This window comes from Marinomonas foliarum (assembly GCF_016906065.1).
In the GTDB taxonomy this organism is placed as follows: domain Bacteria; phylum Pseudomonadota; class Gammaproteobacteria; order Pseudomonadales; family Marinomonadaceae; genus Marinomonas; species Marinomonas foliarum.
Genome location: NZ_CP070273.1, coordinates 226,117 through 246,468 on the forward strand (window position 1 = coordinate 226,117; position 20,352 = coordinate 246,468).

16 protein-coding genes and 1 rRNA gene are annotated in these 20,352 nt (G+C 43.8%); 11 read left to right on the forward strand and 6 right to left on the reverse strand.

The genetic code is table 11. The annotated features are described in order from the left end of the window. Positions 1–404: 404 nt before the first annotated feature. The 4 genes from JSY38_RS01120 to JSY38_RS01135 form a co-directional block, all read right to left on the reverse strand. Positions 405–1,944 (reverse strand): 16S ribosomal RNA (locus tag JSY38_RS01120). 357 nt (positions 1,945–2,301) lie between these two features. Next, positions 2,302–3,819 carry a fumarate hydratase gene (locus JSY38_RS01125; RefSeq protein WP_114413044.1) on the reverse strand — a complete coding sequence of 506 codons (1,518 nt, stop codon included), beginning with the start codon at positions 3,817–3,819 and terminating at the stop codon, positions 2,302–2,304. A 161-nt stretch (positions 3,820–3,980) separates the two neighbouring features. Further along, positions 3,981–5,609 (reverse strand): DUF2786 domain-containing protein, encoded by a 1,629-nt coding sequence (locus JSY38_RS01130; RefSeq protein WP_114413045.1) that lies wholly within the window; start codon positions 5,607–5,609, stop codon positions 3,981–3,983. Positions 5,610–5,665: 56 nt separating this feature from the next. Next, positions 5,666–6,109 (reverse strand): HIT domain-containing protein, encoded by a 444-nt coding sequence (locus JSY38_RS01135; RefSeq protein WP_114413046.1) that lies wholly within the window; start codon positions 6,107–6,109, stop codon positions 5,666–5,668. Positions 6,110–6,194: 85 nt separating this feature from the next. On the opposite strand from JSY38_RS01135, the gene JSY38_RS01140 reads away from it, so the two are divergent. From JSY38_RS01140 to wrbA, 4 genes are all read left to right on the forward strand, one after another. Next, positions 6,195–7,064 (forward strand): SMP-30/gluconolactonase/LRE family protein, encoded by an 870-nt coding sequence (locus tag JSY38_RS01140; protein WP_205114825.1) that lies wholly within the window; start codon positions 6,195–6,197, stop codon positions 7,062–7,064. Positions 7,065–7,118: 54 nt separating this feature from the next. Further along, positions 7,119–8,843 carry a proline--tRNA ligase gene (locus JSY38_RS01145; protein WP_205114827.1) on the forward strand — a complete coding sequence of 575 codons (1,725 nt, stop codon included), beginning with the start codon at positions 7,119–7,121 and terminating at the stop codon, positions 8,841–8,843. Between the two features lie 72 nt (positions 8,844–8,915). Next, complete coding sequence (gene arsC, locus JSY38_RS01150) at positions 8,916–9,260, forward strand: arsenate reductase (glutaredoxin) (protein ID WP_205114829.1); 345 nt, start codon at positions 8,916–8,918, stop codon at positions 9,258–9,260. A 28-nt stretch (positions 9,261–9,288) separates the two neighbouring features. After that, the gene (gene wrbA / locus JSY38_RS01155; RefSeq protein WP_205114831.1) at positions 9,289–9,891 is read left to right on the forward strand and encodes an NAD(P)H:quinone oxidoreductase; all 603 of its coding nucleotides are present in this window, start codon (positions 9,289–9,291) and stop codon (positions 9,889–9,891) included. Positions 9,892–9,965: 74 nt separating this feature from the next. Here wrbA and cysB read toward each other — a convergent pair whose 3' ends face one another. Then, the gene (gene cysB, locus JSY38_RS01160) at positions 9,966–10,940 is read right to left on the reverse strand and encodes an HTH-type transcriptional regulator CysB (RefSeq protein WP_205116620.1); all 975 of its coding nucleotides are present in this window, start codon (positions 10,938–10,940) and stop codon (positions 9,966–9,968) included. A gap of 108 nt (positions 10,941–11,048) precedes the next feature. Here cysB and JSY38_RS01165 point away from each other — a divergent pair, with 108 nt between their 5' ends. Beyond that, positions 11,049–11,810, forward strand: coding sequence for a sulfite exporter TauE/SafE family protein (locus tag JSY38_RS01165; protein WP_205114833.1), 762 nt, complete (start codon positions 11,049–11,051; stop codon positions 11,808–11,810). 96 nt (positions 11,811–11,906) lie between these two features. Further along, complete coding sequence (locus tag JSY38_RS01170) at positions 11,907–12,983, forward strand: 3-deoxy-7-phosphoheptulonate synthase (protein WP_205114835.1); 1,077 nt, start codon at positions 11,907–11,909, stop codon at positions 12,981–12,983. An 84-nt stretch (positions 12,984–13,067) separates the two neighbouring features. Here JSY38_RS01170 and nfuA read toward each other — a convergent pair whose 3' ends face one another. Then, positions 13,068–13,649 carry a Fe-S biogenesis protein NfuA gene (nfuA, locus tag JSY38_RS01175; RefSeq protein ID WP_114413054.1) on the reverse strand — a complete coding sequence of 194 codons (582 nt, stop codon included), beginning with the start codon at positions 13,647–13,649 and terminating at the stop codon, positions 13,068–13,070. A gap of 260 nt (positions 13,650–13,909) precedes the next feature. On the opposite strand from nfuA, the gene JSY38_RS01180 reads away from it, so the two are divergent. From JSY38_RS01180 to fusA, 5 genes are all read left to right on the forward strand, one after another. Then, positions 13,910–15,571, forward strand: a complete 1,662-nt coding sequence (locus tag JSY38_RS01180) for a nitrite/sulfite reductase (RefSeq protein ID WP_205114837.1) — start codon at positions 13,910–13,912, stop codon at positions 15,569–15,571. Next, positions 15,555–16,031: a DUF934 domain-containing protein gene (locus tag JSY38_RS01185; protein ID WP_205114839.1), complete on the forward strand. Its 477-nt coding sequence runs from the start codon at positions 15,555–15,557 to the stop codon at positions 16,029–16,031. Before JSY38_RS01180 ends, JSY38_RS01185 begins: the two co-directional genes overlap by 17 nt. Before the next feature lie 123 nt (positions 16,032–16,154). Continuing rightward, positions 16,155–16,820, forward strand: coding sequence for a TIGR04211 family SH3 domain-containing protein (locus tag JSY38_RS01190; protein WP_205114841.1), 666 nt, complete (start codon positions 16,155–16,157; stop codon positions 16,818–16,820). A gap of 16 nt (positions 16,821–16,836) precedes the next feature. After that, entirely contained in the window at positions 16,837–18,006 is a 1,170-nt protein-coding gene (locus JSY38_RS01195) for a cation:proton antiporter domain-containing protein (protein WP_114413058.1), read from the forward strand. Between the two features lie 184 nt (positions 18,007–18,190). Then, a complete protein-coding gene (gene fusA / locus JSY38_RS01200; RefSeq protein ID WP_205114842.1) occupies positions 18,191–20,281 on the forward strand; it encodes an elongation factor G in 2,091 nt (696 codons plus the stop codon). The last annotated feature ends 71 nt before the right edge of the window (positions 20,282–20,352 follow it).

Genomic DNA, 20,352 nt, shown 5'->3' on the forward strand with positions numbered 1-20,352 from the left:
AGTAGAAACATAAATCAGACCACATACCAAAGAGCTTTTGTGTCTCTTTGGATTTACGATAATAGAAGTCACTAGGTTAAAGTGAACTTCCACCGGTTTAACGCTTGATTCATCGTTATTTCAAAATTCGAATTGTTAAAGAGCAAGCTTAAACACTAAGTTTAAAGCTGGAAAGAAGGCTAATAGCAAAGCTTCCCTCAAATCGTGGTGGCGTATTATAGAGATAACCATAACAAGGTCAACACAATTATTTCATTTGTTTGAAATTTTTTATCGTTAGCCAAAAGACTAAAAACAGAAAGTTAAAAACAAAAAAACCGCTAAGAAGCGGCTTTTCAAGCTCTCTTTATAAAAGAGATATATCAGATAATTTGTGTGAACGCTCACCAGAGGTTTCTATCGTTTAAGGAGGTGATCCAGCCCCAGGTTCCCCTAGGGCTACCTTGTTACGACTTCACCCCAGTCATTGACCACTCCGTGGTAACCGCCATCCCCGAAGGGTTAAGCTAGCTACTTCTGGAGCAATCAACTCCCATGGTGTGACGGGCGGTGTGTACAAGGCCCGGGAACGTATTCACCGTGACATTCTGATTCACGATTACTAGCGATTCCGACTTCATGGAGTCGAGTTGCAGACTCCAATCCGGACTACGACGTACTTTCTGGGATTCGCTTACTATCGCTAGTTCGCAGCCCTCTGTATACGCCATTGTAGCACGTGTGTAGCCCTACTCGTAAGGGCCATGATGACTTGACGTCGTCCCCACCTTCCTCCGGTTTGTCACCGGCAGTCTCCTTAAAGTTCCCACCCGAAGTGCTGGCAAATAAGGATAAGGGTTGCGCTCGTTACGGGACTTAACCCAACATTTCACAACACGAGCTGACGACAGCCATGCAGCACCTGTCTCAGTGTTCCCGAAGGCACCAAAGCATCTCTGCTAAGTTCACTGGATGTCAAGAGTAGGTAAGGTTCTTCGCGTTGCTTCGAATTAAACCACATGCTCCACCGCTTGTGCGGGCCCCCGTCAATTCATTTGAGTTTTAACCTTGCGGCCGTACTCCCCAGGCGGTCTACTTATTGCGTTAGCTGCGCCACTAAGTCATTACAACCCAACGGCTAGTAGACATCGTTTACGGCGTGGACTACCAGGGTATCTAATCCTGTTTGCTCCCCACGCTTTCGCACCTCAGTGTCAGTATCAGTCCAGGGTGTCGCCTTCGCCACTGATGTTCCTTCCTATATCTACGCATTTCACCGCTACACAGGAAATTCCACACCCCTCTACCGTACTCTAGCCTGCCAGTATCGGGTGCCATTCCAAGGTTGAGCCCTGGGATTTCACATCCGACTTAACAAACCACCTACGCGCGCTTTACGCCCAGTAATTCCGATTAACGCTTGCACCCTCTGTATTACCGCGGCTGCTGGCACAGAGTTAGCCGGTGCTTCTTCTGGGGCTAACGTCAAAATAACTAGGTATTAACTAGCTACCCTTCCTCACCCCTGAAAGTGCTTTACAACCCTAAGGCCTTCTTCACACACGCGGCATGGCTGGATCAGGCTTTCGCCCATTGTCCAATATTCCCCACTGCTGCCTCCCGTAGGAGTCTGGGCCGTGTCTCAGTCCCAGTGTGACTGGTCATCCTCTCAGACCAGTTAAAGATCGTCGCCTTGGTAGGCCTTTACCCTACCAACTAGCTAATCTTACGCAGGCTCATCTAATAGCGGAAGGCTCCGAAGAGTCCCCTCCTTTCCCCCTTAGGGCGTATGCGGTATTAGCATGCGTTTCCACATGTTGTCCCCCTCTACTAGGCAGATTCCTACGCGTTACTCACCCGTCCGCCGCTCGTCAGCAGGAGCAAGCTCCCCTGTTACCGCTCGACTTGCATGTGTTAAGCCTGCCGCCAGCGTTCAATCTGAGCCATGATCAAACTCTTCAGTTAAAAAGTTTGCTTACTCAAAATCTATTACACTAACAATAACTTAATCGACTCATCATCCCTAAGAACAATAAGCCAACATAAAGCGAATTGACGTGTTAGACGTTTCGCAAGACTTCAATTTTTTTGATCATCTCGAATCAGTTAAAAACCAATCCGGACAATCTTCTGAAGCCTCTAGCGAGCGCCCACACAAATTATCTGATTATCTATTTTAAAGAGCATCACCACACATGCCGTGTGGCTGAGGTCGTGTATAATACAGATAATTCAGCCCCATGCAACCACTTTTAAATAAAAAAGCCACTGCGCGCATTACGCAGTGGCTTTAGCATTTAGTAATAACTACCTAACCTAGCACTATTTTATCTCGAGTGCCTGAGCTTCAATTCTCGCTTTCCATTCAGCAGGGCCCGTAATATGAACTGATGTACCGGCAGAATCTACAGCGACCGTTACTGGCATATCTACAACATCAAACTCATAGATAGCTTCCATACCCAGCTCTGGGAAAGCAATAACATCAGCTTTTTTGATCGCTTTCGAGACAAGATAAGCGGCACCACCAACTGCCATTAGATAAACAGCACCAAACTCTTTAATAGCTTCAATAGCAACGGGACCACGCTCAGACTTACCAATCATGCCAAGCAAACCAGTTTTATCAAGAATTGTTCGGGTAAATTTATCCATTCGAGTCGCCGTGGTTGGACCTGCAGGACCAACAGCCTCATCTCTTACTGGATCCACAGGACCTACGTAGTAAATAAAGCGACCTTTTAGATCGACTGGAAGCTCTTCGCCATTAGCCATCATCTCGACCATTTTCTTATGAGCAGCATCACGACCCGTCAGCATCTTACCATTCAATAAAACAGTTTCGCCCGGCTTCCAGTCTTTTACTTGCTCTGGAGTGATGGTATTCAAATCAACTCGACGAACACTCTCACCTACTTCCCAAGTAATTTCCGGCCAATCATCCAAAGATGGTGGAACCAAGTCCGCTGGACCAGAACCATCAAGCACAAAGTGTGCGTGACGTGTGGCGGCACAGTTTGGAATCATAGCAACCGGCAAAGATGCAGCGTGCGTTGGGTAATCCATGATTTTTACATCAAGAACCGTTGTCAAACCGCCAAGTCCCTGAGCACCGATACCAAGATTATTAACCTCTTCAAAGATTGCGAGACGGAGCTCTTCAACACGCGTTTTCGGACCACGAGCCTTCAACTCATGAATATCAATTGGCTCCATCAAAGATTCTTTAGCCATAACCATGGCCTTCTCTGCCGTGCCACCAATACCTATACCTAACATCCCTGGAGGACACCAGCCCGCACCCATTGTAGGAACCGTTTTCTTAACCCACTCAACAATATCATCAGAAGGGTTAAGCATAGCTAATTTGGATTTATTCTCAGAACCACCGCCTTTAGCGGCAACATGCACCTCAACCGTATCGCCCGGAACAACTTCCATATGGATAACAGCAGGCGTATTGTCTTTGGTGTTTTTACGAGCACCAGCAGGATCAGCTAGAATAGAGGCACGCAACACATTATCTGGATGAAGATAAGCACGACGCACACCTTCATTTATCATATCAGTAACGCTTTTTGTACTTTCCCACTGAACATTCATACCAATTTTAACGAAAACAGTAACAATACCTGTATCTTGGCAAATTGGGCGCTTACCTTCTGCACACATACGAGAGTTAATAAGAATCTGCGCCATCGAATCTTTCGCAGCCTTACTTTCTTCTCGCTCATAGGCTTCATGTACCGCCTTCACAAAGTCCAGAGGGTGATAATAAGAGATAAACTGCAGCGCGTCAGCAACGCTATCAATCAGATCATCTTCTTTAATAATACTCATGCTTCTCTCCTGCTGAGAATTACGATTCAATTAAAGATGAAATGGTAAAAGATGCAGCCCCGCAAAGAAAGCGTTAAGGTGGATTTAAAACAAATATAGCCCTCATCAATGAAATGAATGAGGGCTATATAACAAGTTAGTGCAATAAGAGATATCAAAATCTAGCGATTGGCTTTTTGCTCTCTATCTGTTTTTGGTTTTTGAACAGAATGTTGAATATACTCTTCCAGTATTTGAGCGGTGAACTTCTCACGCTCTGGCAAGGATGTAATACGCTCCGCCTCCCAGTTAATCAAACGAATAAAAACCGAATACTTTTTAATAAAGCCATAACCAATATCCCTGACGCCAATGTCATTGGCGTCCATCAGATAGATCACCTGCTCTAGATTTTTTTGCGTCTCAAATTGGCCACCTTCATTAGCAGCCACTAGCAAGCGCTGAATATGTTGAATAGGATTTTCTGAAGAGCGAGATTCCTTCTTGGTCAGACTGGATGTTAAGAACTTATCTAGCATCTCCTCAGTGTGAACTTCTCTTTCATGTACATCAGAAATCAATGCAGACTCTCTCTCTAACAGACGAATAAATAAACTCTTGTTTTTAATGTCTGAAAACTCAAGATCTTTAAGAGAAAGACCATTACTCCCCATAATCTCAATCACTTTTTCATAGGAAGCTGTCGCTTCTTCCCCAACAGAAACCGCCAACACAAGATGCATGCGCAACTCGTGCATGATTTTAGCCGCTCTATAATCTTCCTTACGCTGCAAGTGTTGTTTAAAAGACTCTTTATGCTTAATCAAAGTATCACTGATTGCATCATAGCCCTGCACCGCTTCTTGCTCATCTCGTAGTCGAGCCAATCGAACTTTAGTGCAACGCTCTTCCCATGACTCATAGGATCTTGCTCTCGCCTGAAACGCGCGTTCGATTGCCTCCTCAAAACTTTGCTCTATTCGAGCGCGTTCAGCACGTTCCTGTATTTCAGTTTGCTCTTGTTCATAGCGCTCTTTCTTTTTGATCTGCAAGCTTTCTTCTGCCAACAAAAGCTGCTTATCAAGCATCTCTATTTGAGCTTGAGTTTGCGCCTCATCGAAATCCGCTAATTTCTCATAGACTTTTGACCAGTATGCATCTTCTGCGAATGGCACAGCTGGATCACTGGTTGCGTATTGATTTTTAAGCGTTTCGGTAAATTCACTACTACTCGGGCGAAAAGCATTAGTTGCATTAATTACGTTATCTGTAGATGTATAGGCAAACGACTCTTCACTGCGAGCTACTTCGACATCATCCAAAACTTCATCTACAACCATATCGTTCTCATCAATCGAATTACAATCCAACTCATCATTATGTTCAGCAACACAATCGTCAAGGTCAGGCTCAGCCTCTGAAGGTTGCTGCCCACTAAAAGAAGAGTTTTCAGTTCCTTGAAAGGCGGTGAACTCTAAATCATCCAGAATAGTACGGGCGGATTCATAAGCCCTACTTGGATCATTAGTTTTTTCACTAAATCGACGCTGATAAACCGAACTTTCAGATGATGTTTTTGCAGTAGGCTCTTTAACGTATCTGGGAGCTGCACCACCCCAACTAACTCGGTAAAGCATAGAACGGTCACACAATTGCAAAATAGGTAGCTCTCGCTGAGCAATCTCGTATTGCCTAATTAAAGATTCTGCATGACGCAAAGCCACAGTAGATTCACTTGAATTAGTAGACGTCGCTAAATTAAGTAACTTAACAACCTTTTGTATGACCTTCTTCCTTTTTCGTATGCTCATAAAACACGCTTTCCAAAGTTAGCTTATCACTCAATAATTATGAATTTTTTGCTCGTTTAATAGTAAAGCTCGGCTCCATCACTCGGTAACGTCAATTCATCGCTCAGTAATGATTGAACCTTCTGCAAGATTTCAGCCAATTCTGCTTGAGCGTATGGCACAGCCTTGTTTTTCCCCCAAATAGGGTCAGGCCAACAAGGATCGGTCTTATAGCGGACAATGTGATGGACGTGCAATTGCGGCACCTGATTGCCAAGCGCGGCAACATTTAGCTTGGTTGCTGAGAAGGCATCGTGCAAAACCTCAGCCAACACACAGCTTTCCAATAGTAATTGCTGACGATCCTCTTCGACCAACTGATAAATTTCACTAATATCATTTCTCTGAGGAACAAGAATAAACCAAGGGAACTGAGCGTCATTAATAATACGAAGCTGACACAAGGAAAAGTGCCCTACAAGAATAGAATCACGACCTAACACGGGATTTAACTCAAACATCTTTACATCTCCCTATTTACAAAAATGGCTTTAATAAGCACTATAGCACCCTATTTTTTAAAACTCTCAGAGACTTGGAGCCCGCATGACTGATATGCAATGTGCCGTGGACGTACAAGCAAAATTAGCCGAATGTCCTCGTTGGGACGAACGCACTCAAACGCTCTATTTTGTCGATATAGATTCTTTCATACTATACGCTTACAACACAGAATCAAAGAGCCTTACACACCGTAAATTTAATGAAGAGATTGGCTGCTTTTCGCTATCCGACAGCGGCGGCTTCATCGCCGCATTTCGTTCTGGTGTATATACATTTGAAGATTTACACGCAGACTTAAAACCTTATTGGCTTGCTAATTACGACCAAAAAACAACTCGTTTTAATGATGGTCGCTGCGATGCAAAAGGCCGTTTCTTAGCTGGCACCATGTACTCTCCAAAAGATGCGTTTAACGGTGCACTACATCAATTTAGTAACGGTCAAGAAAAGCTTATCGATCAAGCGGCCTGGACCTCTAACGGCTTAGCATTTTCACCTGACAGTACCATCATGTATTATTCGGACACGCCTAACCATGTGGTCTATCAATTTGATTACGATTTAAAAACAGGCTCAGCCACCAATAAACGCGTATTCATTGAATTCCCCCATGGCAACGGCCGCCCAGATGGCGCCGCTGTAGACAGCGAAGGGAATTACTGGTCAGCCCTTTACCAAGGGCAGCGTATCGTCAAAATCAACCCTGCAGGTGAAATTTTAGAAGAGTACCCGGTTCCAGCAACCTACCCAACCATGGTAGCTTTTGGTGGACCAGAAATGAAAACTCTCTTTATAAGTACTTGCCGTGGCGCACAAACAGACGAAGAACTTATAAAATTTCCTCAAGCAGGAGGAATATTTTCAATTGAAACTAATGTAAAAGGCCAAACCGAACCCAGGTTCGCCGGATAAGGCTTTTTTTGTAATTTAACTTTAATCATTCAACTTTAAAGTACCCATATTATTATGCGCGCAAGCAACTATTTATTTTCTACCCTACGCGACACCCCGACTGACGCAGTAGTCACAAGCCATCAACTAATGGTCCGCGCTGGCATGATTCGCCAGATATCAAAGGGGCTATACACCTGGTTACCGACAGGTCTAAAGGTGTTCCGCAAAGTCGAGAACATTGTTCGCGATGAAATGGAAAAAGCAGGTTCTCTTGAAGTAATAATGCCAGGTGTCCAGCCAGCTGAATTATGGCAAGAAACAGGCCGCTGGCAAAAATACGGCCCTGAGCTGCTTCGCCTTCAAGATCGCCATGGTCGTGACTACTGCCTTGGCCCAACTCACGAAGAAGTCATCACGGATCTTGCGCGCAACGAACTAACCAGCTACAAACAGCTACCAATGAACTTCTTCCAAATTCAAACAAAATTCCGCGACGAAGTACGTCCTCGCTTTGGCGTAATGCGCTCACGCGAATTTTGTATGAAAGACGCCTACTCATTTCACGTTGGCGCTGAATCACTGCAAGAAACATATGACATCATGCATAAAGCCTACTGCAACGTATTTGACCGTATTGGCCTTGATTATCGTCCAGTTCGAGCAGATACCGGTAGTATTGGCGGCGCGTATTCACATGAATTCCACGTATTAGCGGATTCAGGTGAAGATGACATTGCATTCAGCGATTCATCTGACTTTGCAGCCAACATCGAGCTTGCTGAAGCAGTATGCTTAAAAGAAAAAGCCGACGCTCCAACACAAGACATCGTTGAAGTATTCACGCCAGACTGCAAAACCATAGTAAAAGTGGCTGAATTCTTAAAACTAGACGTAACCAGCACAGTTAAAACTATGCTGATAAAAGCTGTAGATGAGAATGAACAACCAAGCATCGTAGCCCTTGTGTTACGCGGTGATCACAACATCAATGAAATCAAAGTAGAAAAACTAGCAGGTATAGTCACTCCTTTTGAGTTCGCAGATGAAGCCGACATTGTTGCGAAAACAGGCTGCGCACCTGGCTCTATCGGACCAAAGGGTCTGGCAGAAAAAGGCATTCGCGTTATTGCCGACTGCTCTGCTGCAGTGATGTCTGACTTCTGCGCTGGTGCAAACAAAGATGACTACCACTTTACCGGCTTAAACTGGGAGCGTGATTGTGCCGCATTTGAAGTGGCAGATATACGTAACGTGGTTGAAGGCGACCCGTCTCCAGACGGACAAGGCACAATCGTCATTAAGCGCGGTATCGAAGTAGGTCATATTTTCCAACTTGGCCAACAATATGCTGAAGCACTTAAAGCCACAGTTTTAGATGAGAACGGTAAAGCTCAGGTCATGCACATGGGCTGTTACGGCATTGGTGTTTCTCGTATTGTTGCTGCTGCGATTGAGCAAAACTTCGACGACAAAGGCATCTTATGGCCGGAAAGCATTGCGCCTTTCGACGTCGCTATCGTTGCAATGAACTACGACAAATCAGAAGCGGTAAGAACCGAATGTGATCGACTATACACCGAACTTAAAGCAAAAGGCTTAGACGTATTACTAGATGACCGCAAAGAACGCCCAGGCGTTAAATTTGCCGATTGTGAATTACTAGGCATTCCTCACCGCTTAGTTGTTGGCGATAAAGGGCTAGAAAAAGGCACGCTGGAATACAAATACCGCAAAGCAGGCGAAAACGAAGACATCGCCATTGCTGATGCTGTCGGTTTCATCTTAGACAAGAAATAACCCCGCCAAGCCTAACGGAAGCCTTCACTTCCGTTAGGCTTTTTTATGCAAATCGTAAACAGGAGTGCGTACATGACCACCATCTACCACAACCCTCGCTGCTCGAAATCCCGACAGACTCTACAACTTCTAGAAGAAAACAACATTCAACCTGATGTTCGCTTATATTTACAAGATGTGCCTAGCATTGAAGAAATTAAAACACTGCTCAGTCAACTCTCTATTACACCACTTGAGCTTATGCGCACCAAAGAAGCCATCTACAAAGAACTTGGCTTAAGCAAAGAATCTACTGACGAAGAACGCTTACAAGCCATGCACTCAAACCCAAGTTTAATTGAGCGCCCTATTGTCATTCATAAAAACAAAGCCAAAATTGGTCGCCCTCCAGAAGATGTCTTGGCCTTATTTGAATAAATAAGCATAACTTAACAGGAATCACCCAATGCCCCAGCCTCCTTACGTACTTGTTCTATTTTACAGCCGACATGGCTCCGTCGCAGAAATGGCAAAATACATTGCGCGCGGCATCAATAAAGCAGGAAGCGTAGAAGCAAAGATACGCCAAGTACCGGATGTGTCTGATACAACAAAGATTGCCACCCCCCCATTACCAGATGATGGCGCGCCATATTGCACATTAGAGGAACTGGCGGATTGTTCTGGACTTGCAATCGGTTCACCATCCTATTTTGGCAGCATGGCAGCACCACTCAAACATTTTATCGACCAAACTTCGACACTTTGGTTAACAGGTCAACTGATCGATAAACCTGCGTGTGGTTTCACTAGCGCAAGCACCATGCACGGCGGCCAAGAACAATGCTTGCACAGTATGATGACGCCATTATTGCATCATGGAATGGTTTGGCTCGGCTTACCATACAAAAACAAAGAACTCATCAGCACCGCAGCTGGCGGAACACCTTATGGCGCAAGCCACTTAGCAAACAGCACAAGCGAAACATCACTTACCAATGATGAAAAAGCACTTTGTGAAGCGCAAGGAAAACGCATTGCAGAAATGGCAGCGAAACTAAAAAAATAATCGCATGGAGCAGTCTAAAAGCAAAAACCGCGACATACACCAATATGTTGCGGTTTTTAATAGATATCAAAACGTTAGTACCTAGGAAGCTCTATATCCTTAAATAACAATTCAACATCCTGTCGATTTCCCGCCTCCATTGCCGCCATCACAACGTCTTTTGTAAGGTGCGGTGCAAATGACTCAATAAATTTATACATATAACCGCGAATAAAAGTATTGCTGCGAATACCTATTTTTGTACAGCTATCCGCAAACAAATGCGACGCATCCAATGCAACCAAATCTGCGTCTTGTAATTCATCATGAGCCATTGAAGCCACAATACCCACACCTAATCCCAAGCGTACATAGGTTTTAATAACATCTGAATCCGCCGCTGTAAAAACAACGTTAGGCTCAAGTTCAGCGTCTTGAAATGCCTGATCCAACTGCGATCGACCTGTAAAGCCAAATACATAAGTCACGATAGGGTACTCAGCTAACGCCTGCAATGTCAGCTTATTGACCTTAGCCAAAGGGTGATCTTTTGGCACCACAACCGACCGATTCCATGTATAACAAGGTAACATCACCAAATTACCGAATAGCTCCAACGCTTCCGTTGCAATAGCAAAGTCTACAACTCCATCATTCGCCATTTCAGCAATCTGCATCGGTGTACCCTGATGCATATGCAAAGTAACGTCTGGGTAGCCATCAATAAACTGATTTATTACTTTAGGCAACGCATATCGAGCTTGCGTATGAGTAGTCGCAATATCAAGCGAGCCTTTACGCTCATCACTAAACTCCTTGGCTACGCGCTTAATATTTAAGGTTTGATTGAGCACCTCTCCTGCCAATGCTATAATTTTTTCCCCAGCAGGTGTCACATGCGTTAAATGCTTGCCACTTCTTGCAAATACCTCCACACCCAACTCATCTTCTAAAAGACGAATCTGCTTACTGACGCCAGGTTGTGACGTATATAAACTTTGTGCCGTCGCAGAAACATTTAAGTCATGACGCGCCACTTCCCATATATACCTAAGCTGCTGTAACTTCATCATCGCCCTTATTCGAAAAAGAGTTAAAAACATAATAAAATATTACTTTATAGAATAGTAAAAAAGATCTAGTGTTGCCAGCTTAAATCAACTTTATATGGCGTTCTAATGGATTTTATTTGGTACATTTGTGCTGGTGCAGCGGTTGGCTTAGCTGTTGGTATAACGGGTGTTGGCGGTGGATCACTGATGACGCCTCTTTTATTGATGTTTGGCTTCCCTCCTCATATCGCCATTGGCACAGACTTAATGTACGCAGGCATAGCGAAAAGCACCGGTGTGGTAATGCATGCTAAACGAGGCCATGTAAATTGGAAGATAGTGTTTGCCATGGCAGCGGGAAGCATTCCTGCCTCCTTTATAACCGTATGGGCACTATCTCGTTTTGACAAACCAGACCATTACCAAGAAATCCTTACCAGCACACTTGGAATCATGCTTGTCCTAACGGCAGCGGTCATTGTATTCAGAGCAAAGCTCACCAGTAAGCTAAATTTTAACTTATCCGAGAAGCAGAGCACGAAAGTCGTTTTTTTCTGCGGCTTCGTTCTAGGCATCCTAGTCACCCTAACGTCCGTAGGTGCTGGTGCCTTAGGCACCGCTATTATGATGGTGTTGTTCCCAGCGATGAGAGCAAAAAATATAGTAGGAACGGACCTTGCTCATGCAGTACCGCTCACCCTTGTTGCTGGCATTGGTCACATTTTCTTAGGAAATGTCGACTACACCTTGCTTGCAGCTCTATTAATCGGCTCCATCCCTACCATTTATATTGGCACCCGTATCGCAAGCCATGTCCCTAATCACGTATTACAACCCGTTTTAGCAACCGCCTTATTGTCTTTTGGCGTGAAATATCTTTTCTTTTAAAAAATTAAAAAATGCAGGTTTAGCGGTTCATTCAAAGCGAAAAACACGATATTGTAAACAGCTATAACTAAAAGCAAAAAAGCAGGAAACCCCGCAATGAGTAACAAGCGTCTTGAAGACTTAAATATTGCCTCTTTTACCTCTTTGGTAACACCGAGCCAATTAAAAAAAGAGCTGCCAGTAAACGAAAATATTAGCAGCCATGTAGCGGAATCCCGCGACACAATTAAAAATATCATGGATGGCAAAGATCATCGCCTAGCGATCGTAATAGGCCCTTGCTCTATTCACGACCCACAAGCTGCATTAGATTATGCTGCTCGCTTAAAAGTGCTAGCTGAAAAACTAGATGACACTCTATATATCATTATGCGCGCTTATTTTGAAAAACCGCGCACTACTGTTGGCTGGAAAGGCTTAATCAACGATCCAAATTTAGACGGCACCTTTGATATCAACAAAGGCCTACGTATTGGCCGCAAGTTGCTAATTGACCTTGCCGAGCATGGCCTGCCACTTGCCACTGAAGCGCTTGATCCAATTTCGCCACAGTATATCCAAGACCTTATAAGCTGGTCTGCGATTGGCGCACGTACAACCGAGTCACAAACTCACCGTGAAATGGCATCTGGCTTATCAGGCCCTGTGGGCTTTAAAAACGGTACAGATGGCGGATTAACTGTAGCTATCAACGCCATGCAATCTGTATCCCACCCTCATTCATTCTTAGGTATTAATGAAGAAGGTCAAGTGACTGTAGTGAACACCAAAGGTAACGATTATGGTCACGTTGTTCTCCGTGGAGGTGGTGGCAAACCAAACTATGAAGCAGAGTTTGTCGCTGAAGCTGAGCAAGAACTCACTAAAGCCAAACTAAAAATGAACATAATGGTAGACACATCTCACGAAAACTCTAGCAAGAAGCCAGAGCGTCAAGTCACTGTGGCAGAAAGCGCCACACAACAAATTCTTGACGGCAACCAGTCTATCATGGGCCTAATGATCGAGAGTAACATCGGCTGGGGAAATCAAAAAGTGCCAGCTAATTTGAGCGATTTAGAATACGGTGTATCTATCACTGATGCGTGCATTGATTGGGAAACGACAGAAAAGGCACTAACCGACATGGCGAATGCTTTACGTGATGTTTTACCACAACGCCAACGTGGGTAAACATACTGGATAGAAAACCATCCAACAAAAAAGGGAGTCGCTATATAGCAACTCCCTTTTTCTTATAACACCAATAAGACAAACTTACATGAAAGCGTTATCTGTCACACTATGGTCAGTCGAATCTTTCACTGCCGTCAAAGCTGGCACTTTCTCTATCAAGGTCTTTTCGACGCCTTCTTTAAGCGTCAAATCAACCGCACTGCACCCCTGACAACCACCGCCAAATTTCAATACAGCAATTGTTCCATCGACAACCTCAAGCAAACTTACTTCGCCGCCATGGGCTGCTAGGCCTGGATTAATATCCGAATAAAGCACGTAATTGATTTGATCTTCAATTGGGCTGTCTGCCGTTACTTTTGGCATTTTCGCATTAGGCGCTTTAATCGTTAATTGACCACCCATTTTTTCAGTAGCGTAATCAACAAAAGCTTCATCTAAAAAGTTTACCGAATTCGTTTCGATATACACTTTTAACTTGGGTAAGTTTAAAATCTCATCCGTCTCATTTACTTCATCTGGACGACAGTAAGCAAGGCAAGTTTCAGCATAAGGCGTACCTGGTTGCTGAATAAAAATTCGCACCGCAATACCTTCAACTCCTTGTTTTTCTAGCAAAGAAGAAAGATATTCTTGGGCACCATCCGTAATTGTAATATTCATAATAACCCTTTCTAAATCTATACAACGATCAATACTCGCCATATTACAGCAGATGACACACAAAGCCAAAGACCAAGTAAAAAAGTAGGGTATTTTTCCTTTATATTCCGCTGAACTCTAATACCTCTTTCAACTCAACTAATTCTAATAAGCCTTATTAGGAAAACCGCTAAAGATATAGATAAATATTCATTTTTAGAATAAAGGATCTTTGCTAATATGAGAGATACTAAAATTTATTAACCATGGTTCACTTCACTATGTATCAATACGACGCCATTGACCAACAGCTTGTTGAGGAACGCGTAGCGCAATTTCGCGACCAGACACGCCGCTATTTGAATAACGAGCTAAGCGAACAAGAGTTCCTACCTTTACGCTTACAAAACGGCCTTTATGTACAGCGCTATGCACCTATGCTACGAATTGCTATCCCATACGGAATGCTTTCTAGTGCTCAATTACGTAAATTGGCTGATATTAGCTGCCGCTATGACAAATCATATGGGCATTTCAGTACTCGTCAGAATTTACAGTTAAATTGGCCTAAGATAGAGGATGTGCCAGATATTTTGGCAGAACTAGCAGAAGTTCAAATGCACGCGGTTCAGACAAGTGGCAACTGTATTCGTAACACAACAACGGATCAATATGCCGGTGTAATTTCTGACGAGACAGTTGATCCGCGCCCATACTGCGAACTGATTCGCCAATGGTCAACCTTCCACCCAGAGTTTGCTTTTTTACCACGCAAATTTAAGATTGCGGTAAATGCCACCGAATCATCTGACCGCGCAGCGACACAAGTACACGACATCGGTTTGCACATCAAAAAGAACGAAGCGGGCGAAATTGGCTTTAAAGTAATCGTTGGCGGTGGCTTAGGCCGTACCCCAATGGTTGGCGTTACCATTAGTGAATTCACTCCACGCGCAGATCTATTAACATATTTAGACGCCATTATCCGCGTCTATAACCAACAAGGTCGCCGAGACAATAAATACAAAGCTCGCATCAAGATACTAGTTAAAGCGCTAGGGATTGAAGAGTTTCGTAAACGTGTTGATACTGAGTGGGCTCATTTGAAAGGCAAAGAAAGCACAGTACCAATGAGCGAATTCGATCGACTTGCTGGCTTCTTCTCTGCACCTGCTTACGACAATCTAACTAACCACCCAGAAGCTCTCACAAGCAAGCTAGCTAGCAGTGCAGGCTTCGCACGCTGGTTTGAACGCAACACCTTCGAACACAAGCAAGCAGGCTACCGAATCGTCACACTAACGCTGAAAAAAGCGGGCCAAGCTCCAGGTGATGCTACAGCCGAGCAAATGCAAAAAGCAGCAGACCTTGCAGACAAGTTCAGTTTCGGTGAATTACGCGTAAGCCATGAACAAAACCTAGTGCTTGCTGATGTTCGCCAAGAGCAACTTGTCGATCTCTGGGAAGCCGCCAAACAAGCTGGCTTCGCCACACCAACTCTTGGTTTGCTAACTGACATGATATGCTGCCCAGGTGGTGACTTCTGTGCACTAGCCAACGCCAAGTCCATTCCGATTGCAGCCCAGATCCAAGAAACATTTAATGATCTTGATTACCTTTATGACCTTGGGAACATCGATTTAAACATTTCCGGTTGTATGAATGCTTGTGGTCACCACCATGTTGGCAACCTAGGTATTCTGGGTGTAGACAAGAAAGGTGAAGAGTTCTATCAAATTTCCATTGGTGGAGCTTCTGGCCACGATGCAAGTATTGGTAAAATACTCGGCCCATCATTCGCTCAAGAAGAAATTAGTAGCGTTATTCAAAAGCTCATGAATGTTTATGTTGCAAACCGTTCTGAAGAAGAGCGCTTTATCGACACCTATCGCCGCGTTGGCATCACACCATTTAAAGAGGCCGCTTATGCCAAAGCTAATTAAGAACGGCGAAATAGTCGACAACACATACTACTGGCTACAAGACGCAGAACAAGCCGCCACCGCAAACAGCATTGTTCCTGCACAAAAGTGGCTGGCAGATAAAGATTCTATTGGAGACATTGCTGGCATTTGGCTAGAGGCTGGCGATGGAGTTGAATTCTTACAGGATGTCGACCTAAAGCAATTCCAAGTAATAGGAATCAACTTTCCAGCATTTACTGACGGTAGAGGCTTTAGTTACGCTCGCCTACTAAAAGAAAGACTGAATTACCAAGGCGAAATCAGAGCCCTTGGTAATTTCATTCCAGACCAACTAGGCTTTCTTATTAGAGTCGGATTTAATAGCTTTCAGTTCAATGAAGAAGTTGACCTAGAGAAAGCATTAGCGCTTCATAAGCCTTTTAGTATTGCTTATCAAGGCGATGTTTCAGAGCCTAGACCGCTGTTCTTGCGTCGCTAGACAAAACATTTTCAATAAAATCACGATAAAAGGCCATTACGATGGCCTTTTCTATTGCGCAATCCCCCGCTCATCATTATCGTATAAACAAGATAAAGTAATTGATTGTTAAAGGAACTTAACGTGTCTAAGAAACGCATCATGAGCCTAATTGTTGGTTCACTACTCTCTGCCACTGTGCACTCTGCCACGGTATACATTTCTGACATTCAATTTGTTGCTATCCGAGAAGGTTTAGACAACAGCACAAGAGCGGTTGAAAGAGGGCTAAAAAGTGGTACACCACTAGAAACTCTTGAACAAAGCGATGGCTACACAAAAGTTCGCACGCCATCCGGAAATGAAGGCTGGGTTGCCGATTATTTTTTAAGCGAAGATATGGTCAGCAGAGATCAGCTCGACAACCTTCAAACTAGACTCAATAGAAGCAATGAAACCCGCACAGAAATAGCGAACGCCTTAAAAGCTAGCCAACAAAAAATCCAAAATCTTAACAACACCAACGCAACGCTGCAAAATGAAAACCAAGAATTGAAACAACAACTTGAAGATACAGAAACTCTTTCGAAGAAAGCGCAAGCTATCGTCGCTCAAAATCAAGATGTAAGTTATCAAATTGAAAGCCTTAAGCAACAAACCGACATTGCTGTTGCCAAAGCAGAAAGGCTCCAAGATACGACTGAACAAAAGTGGTTCATGATTGGCGGAGCAACGCTTTTTGGAGGCTTACTACTAGGCATCTTGGCGCCTATGCTGAGACGCAAAAAAACTGGTACAGGTTCCTGGTAATAACGGAGCCAAACTCATGGAATCATCGATAGTACACTCCTTCTTTTTAATATTTGCTGGAGCCGCTATCGTTGCTTCCATTGCCTTGTATACAAGGCAACCAATGATTATCGCTTATATAGCACTTGGCATTTTACTTGGTCCTTCGGCACTCTCCTTAATCAATGAACCCAAACTAATGGATGAAATGAGCCACATCGGCATCATTTTCTTACTTTTCCTACTTGGCCTAGACATGCAGCCAAGCCACCTAATAAATATGCTCAAAAAAGCATCATGGATTGCCCTACTCAGCTCCATCGCTTTTGCCATACTGGGGTTTAGTGTTTCCATTCTCTATGGTTATAGCCAAATTGAAAGTTTCATTATTGGCATTGCCATGATGTTTTCAAGCACCATTGTTTGTATAAAGCTCCTCCCCACAACAGCCTTGCACCACAAACATACTGGTGAGCTCGTTGTTGGCTTATTGCTACTACAAGACATGATCGCCATCGCTGTTTTGCTTGTGCTTTACAGCACCGCTAGCGCAGACGACAGTACAATAATGCAATACTTAAAACCTTTGATCGCCCTGCCACTTCTTGTGACTGGCGCATTCTTATTTGTGAAATACATTTTATTGAAGTTAATATCACGCTTTGACCGCTTCCATGAATATATATTTTTAGTGTCTATTGGTTGGTGTCTATCTATGGCAGTTCTTGCCGAAACAGCAGGGCTTTCTGCAGAAATGGGGGCTTTTATTGCAGGTGTCGCCTTGGCCACTAGCCCAATTTCCCAATACATCGCCACTCACTTAAAACCGTTAAGGGATTTTTTCTTAATTCTTTTTTTCTTTTCTATTGGTGCAAGTTTCAACCTTGACCTGCTTGGGCTAGTCATTCTGCCAGCCTTAATTCTCGCCATTAGCTCTATGCTCATTAAACCTGTCGTCTTTCGCTACCTATTAAAAGGCATCAAAGAAGATGCCAGCACATCATGGGAAGTCGGCTTTCGATTAGGCCAAGTAAGTGAATTTTCACTACTCATTGCCTATTTAGCGGCAAACATAGGACTAATTGGACAAGAAGCATCACACGTCATTCAAGCTACAGCAATTTTAAGCTTTGCCATGTCAACTTATATAGTGATACTCAACTTCCCAAACCCAATCGCCATTTCGGATAAATTACGCCGCGATTAGTGTTTTAACTGCAATTTCAAACACCCCCAAGCCACCTTAAGCCACATTTATAAAATGCTTTTCTATTGCCTCTTTCTTTAGTCACATAAAATATAATAGAATAGCGCGAAATACTTGGCTACATATGTAAAAAGTCTTGTATACTAACGCGCAAATTTCGTCCTCACTTATTTAGAGTAATGTAATGGCTGACTTATCAAAATACAGAAACATCGGTATTTTTGCTCACGTTGACGCGGGCAAAACTACTACTACAGAACGTATTCTTAAACTTACCGGTATGATCCACAAGCTTGGTGAAGTTCACGAAGGTGAATCTACAACAGACTTCATGGAACAAGAAGCTGAGCGCGGTATTACCATCCAGTCTGCGGCTGTAACTTGTTTCTGGAAAGATCACCGTTTTAACGTTATCGACACACCTGGACACGTTGACTTCACAGTAGAAGTATATCGTTCCCTTAAAGTTCTTGACGGTGGCATTGGTGTATTCTGTGGTTCTGGTGGTGTTGAACCACAATCAGAAACTAACTGGCGCTATGCGAACGAATCTGAAGTTGCACGTTTGATCTTCGTAAACAAGCTAGACCGTCTAGGTGCAAGCTTCTACCGCGTAACAGAGCAAGTAGAAAAGGTACTTGGTGCGACTCCTCTTATCATGGTTCTTCCAATTGGTACTGAAGATGAGTTCTCTGGTGTTGTTGATCTACTTTCTCGCAAAGCGTACATCTGGGATGATTCTGGTCAACCAGAAAACTACAGCATTGAAGATGTTCCAGCTGACATGGTTGATCAAGTTGAAGAATATCGTGAAAAGCTAATCGAAACAGCGGTTGAACAAGATGACGACCTAATGATGGCGTACATGGACGGCGAAGAGCCATCTATTGACGACCTAAAAGTTTGTATCCGTAAAGGTACTCGTGACCTTGCGTTCTTCCCAACATACTGTGGTTCTGCTTTCAAAAACAAAGGCATGCAACTTCTTCTTGACGCTGTTGTTGATTACCTACCAAGCCCAACTGACGTAATCCCTCAGGATCTTACTGATGAAGAAGGTAATCCAAATGGCGAAAAAGCAATCGTAGACGCTAAAGAGCCATTAAAAGCACTTGCATTCAAAATCATGGATGACCGTTTCGGCGCTCTTACTTTCGTACGTATCTACTCAGGCGTACTTAACAAAGGCGATACTATTCTTAACAGCTTCACGGGCAAAACTGAACGTGTAGGCCGAATGGTTGAAATGCAAGCTGACGATCGTAAAGAAATCAGCACAGCACAAGCTGGTGATATCTTAGCAATCGTTGGTATGAAAAACGTACAAACTGGTCACACTCTATGTGATCCTAAGCACCCTTGTACTCTTGAAGCAATGGTCTTCCCTGAGCCAGTTATCTCTATCTCTGTTACACCAAAAGATAAAGGTGGCAACGAGAAAATGGGTATCGCAATCGGTAAAATGGTTGCAGAAGATCCAACATTCCGCGTTGAAACTGACCAAGATTCTGGCGAAACCATTCTTAAAGGCATGGGTGAGCTTCACCTAGATATCAAAGTAGATATCTTGAAGCGTACTTACGGCGTTGATCTTATTGTTGGTCAACCACAGGTTGCTTACCGTGAAACTATCACTAAGCCTGTAGAAGACACTTACACGCACAAGAAACAGTCTGGTGGTTCTGGTCAATTCGGTAAAATCGATTACCGCATCAAACCAGGTGAAGTGGGTTCTGGCTTCACATTCAGCTCTTCTGTTGTCGGTGGTAACGTACCAAAAGAGTTCTTCCCAGCAGTTGAAAAAGGCTTTAAGTCTATGATGGAAGAAGGCGTTCTAGCTGGTTTCCCTGTACTAGACGTTGAAATTGAGTTGTTTGACGGTGGTTTCCACGCAGTTGACTCCTCTGCAATTGCCTTCGAAATCGCAGCTAAAGGCGCTTTCCGTCAGTCAATTCCAAAAGCCGGCCCTCAATTGATCGAGCCAATCATGAAAGTTGACGTGTTCACTCCAGATGACCACGTAGGTGATGTTATCGGTGATTTGAACCGTCGTCGCGGCATGATCAAAGACCAAGAGAAAGGTTTGACTGGTGTTCGCATCAAAGCAGACGTACCTCTTTCTGAAATGTTCGGTTACATCAGTACTCTACGTACGATGACATCTGGTCGTGGTCAGTTCTCTATGGAGTTCTCTCACTACCTACCATGTCCTTCTAACGTTGCTGAAACAGTAATTGCAGCGATTAAAGAGAAGAAAGAAAAAGAAAAGAACTAATTACTAGTTTTTTCTAATATCTATAAAAACCCGATGTACAAAGTACATCGGGTTTTTTATTGCCTAAAAAA

What these genes read in the sequence shown, in the direction of transcription:
- JSY38_RS01125 (WP_114413044.1), bottom strand. Translation starts at nt 3,819, where the DNA reads ATGAGTATTATTAAAGAAGATGATCTGATTGATAGCGTTGCTGACGCG.
- JSY38_RS01130 (WP_114413045.1), bottom strand. Translation starts at nt 5,609, where the DNA reads ATGAGCATACGAAAAAGGAAGAAGGTCATACAAAAGGTTGTTAAGTTA.
- JSY38_RS01135 (WP_114413046.1), bottom strand. Translation starts at nt 6,109, where the DNA reads ATGTTTGAGTTAAATCCCGTGTTAGGTCGTGATTCTATTCTTGTAGGG.
- JSY38_RS01140 (WP_205114825.1), top strand. Translation starts at nt 6,195, where the DNA reads ATGACTGATATGCAATGTGCCGTGGACGTACAAGCAAAATTAGCCGAA.
- JSY38_RS01145 (WP_205114827.1), top strand. Translation starts at nt 7,119, where the DNA reads ATGCGCGCAAGCAACTATTTATTTTCTACCCTACGCGACACCCCGACT.
- arsC (WP_205114829.1), top strand. Translation starts at nt 8,916, where the DNA reads ATGACCACCATCTACCACAACCCTCGCTGCTCGAAATCCCGACAGACT.
- wrbA (WP_205114831.1), top strand. Translation starts at nt 9,289, where the DNA reads ATGCCCCAGCCTCCTTACGTACTTGTTCTATTTTACAGCCGACATGGC.
- cysB (WP_205116620.1), bottom strand. Translation starts at nt 10,940, where the DNA reads ATGAAGTTACAGCAGCTTAGGTATATATGGGAAGTGGCGCGTCATGAC.
- JSY38_RS01165 (WP_205114833.1), top strand. Translation starts at nt 11,049, where the DNA reads ATGGATTTTATTTGGTACATTTGTGCTGGTGCAGCGGTTGGCTTAGCT.
- JSY38_RS01170 (WP_205114835.1), top strand. Translation starts at nt 11,907, where the DNA reads ATGAGTAACAAGCGTCTTGAAGACTTAAATATTGCCTCTTTTACCTCT.
- nfuA (WP_114413054.1), bottom strand. Translation starts at nt 13,649, where the DNA reads ATGAATATTACAATTACGGATGGTGCCCAAGAATATCTTTCTTCTTTG.
- JSY38_RS01180 (WP_205114837.1), top strand. Translation starts at nt 13,910, where the DNA reads ATGTATCAATACGACGCCATTGACCAACAGCTTGTTGAGGAACGCGTA.
- JSY38_RS01185 (WP_205114839.1), top strand. Translation starts at nt 15,555, where the DNA reads ATGCCAAAGCTAATTAAGAACGGCGAAATAGTCGACAACACATACTAC.
- JSY38_RS01195 (WP_114413058.1), top strand. Translation starts at nt 16,837, where the DNA reads ATGGAATCATCGATAGTACACTCCTTCTTTTTAATATTTGCTGGAGCC.
- fusA (WP_205114842.1), top strand. Translation starts at nt 18,191, where the DNA reads ATGGCTGACTTATCAAAATACAGAAACATCGGTATTTTTGCTCACGTT.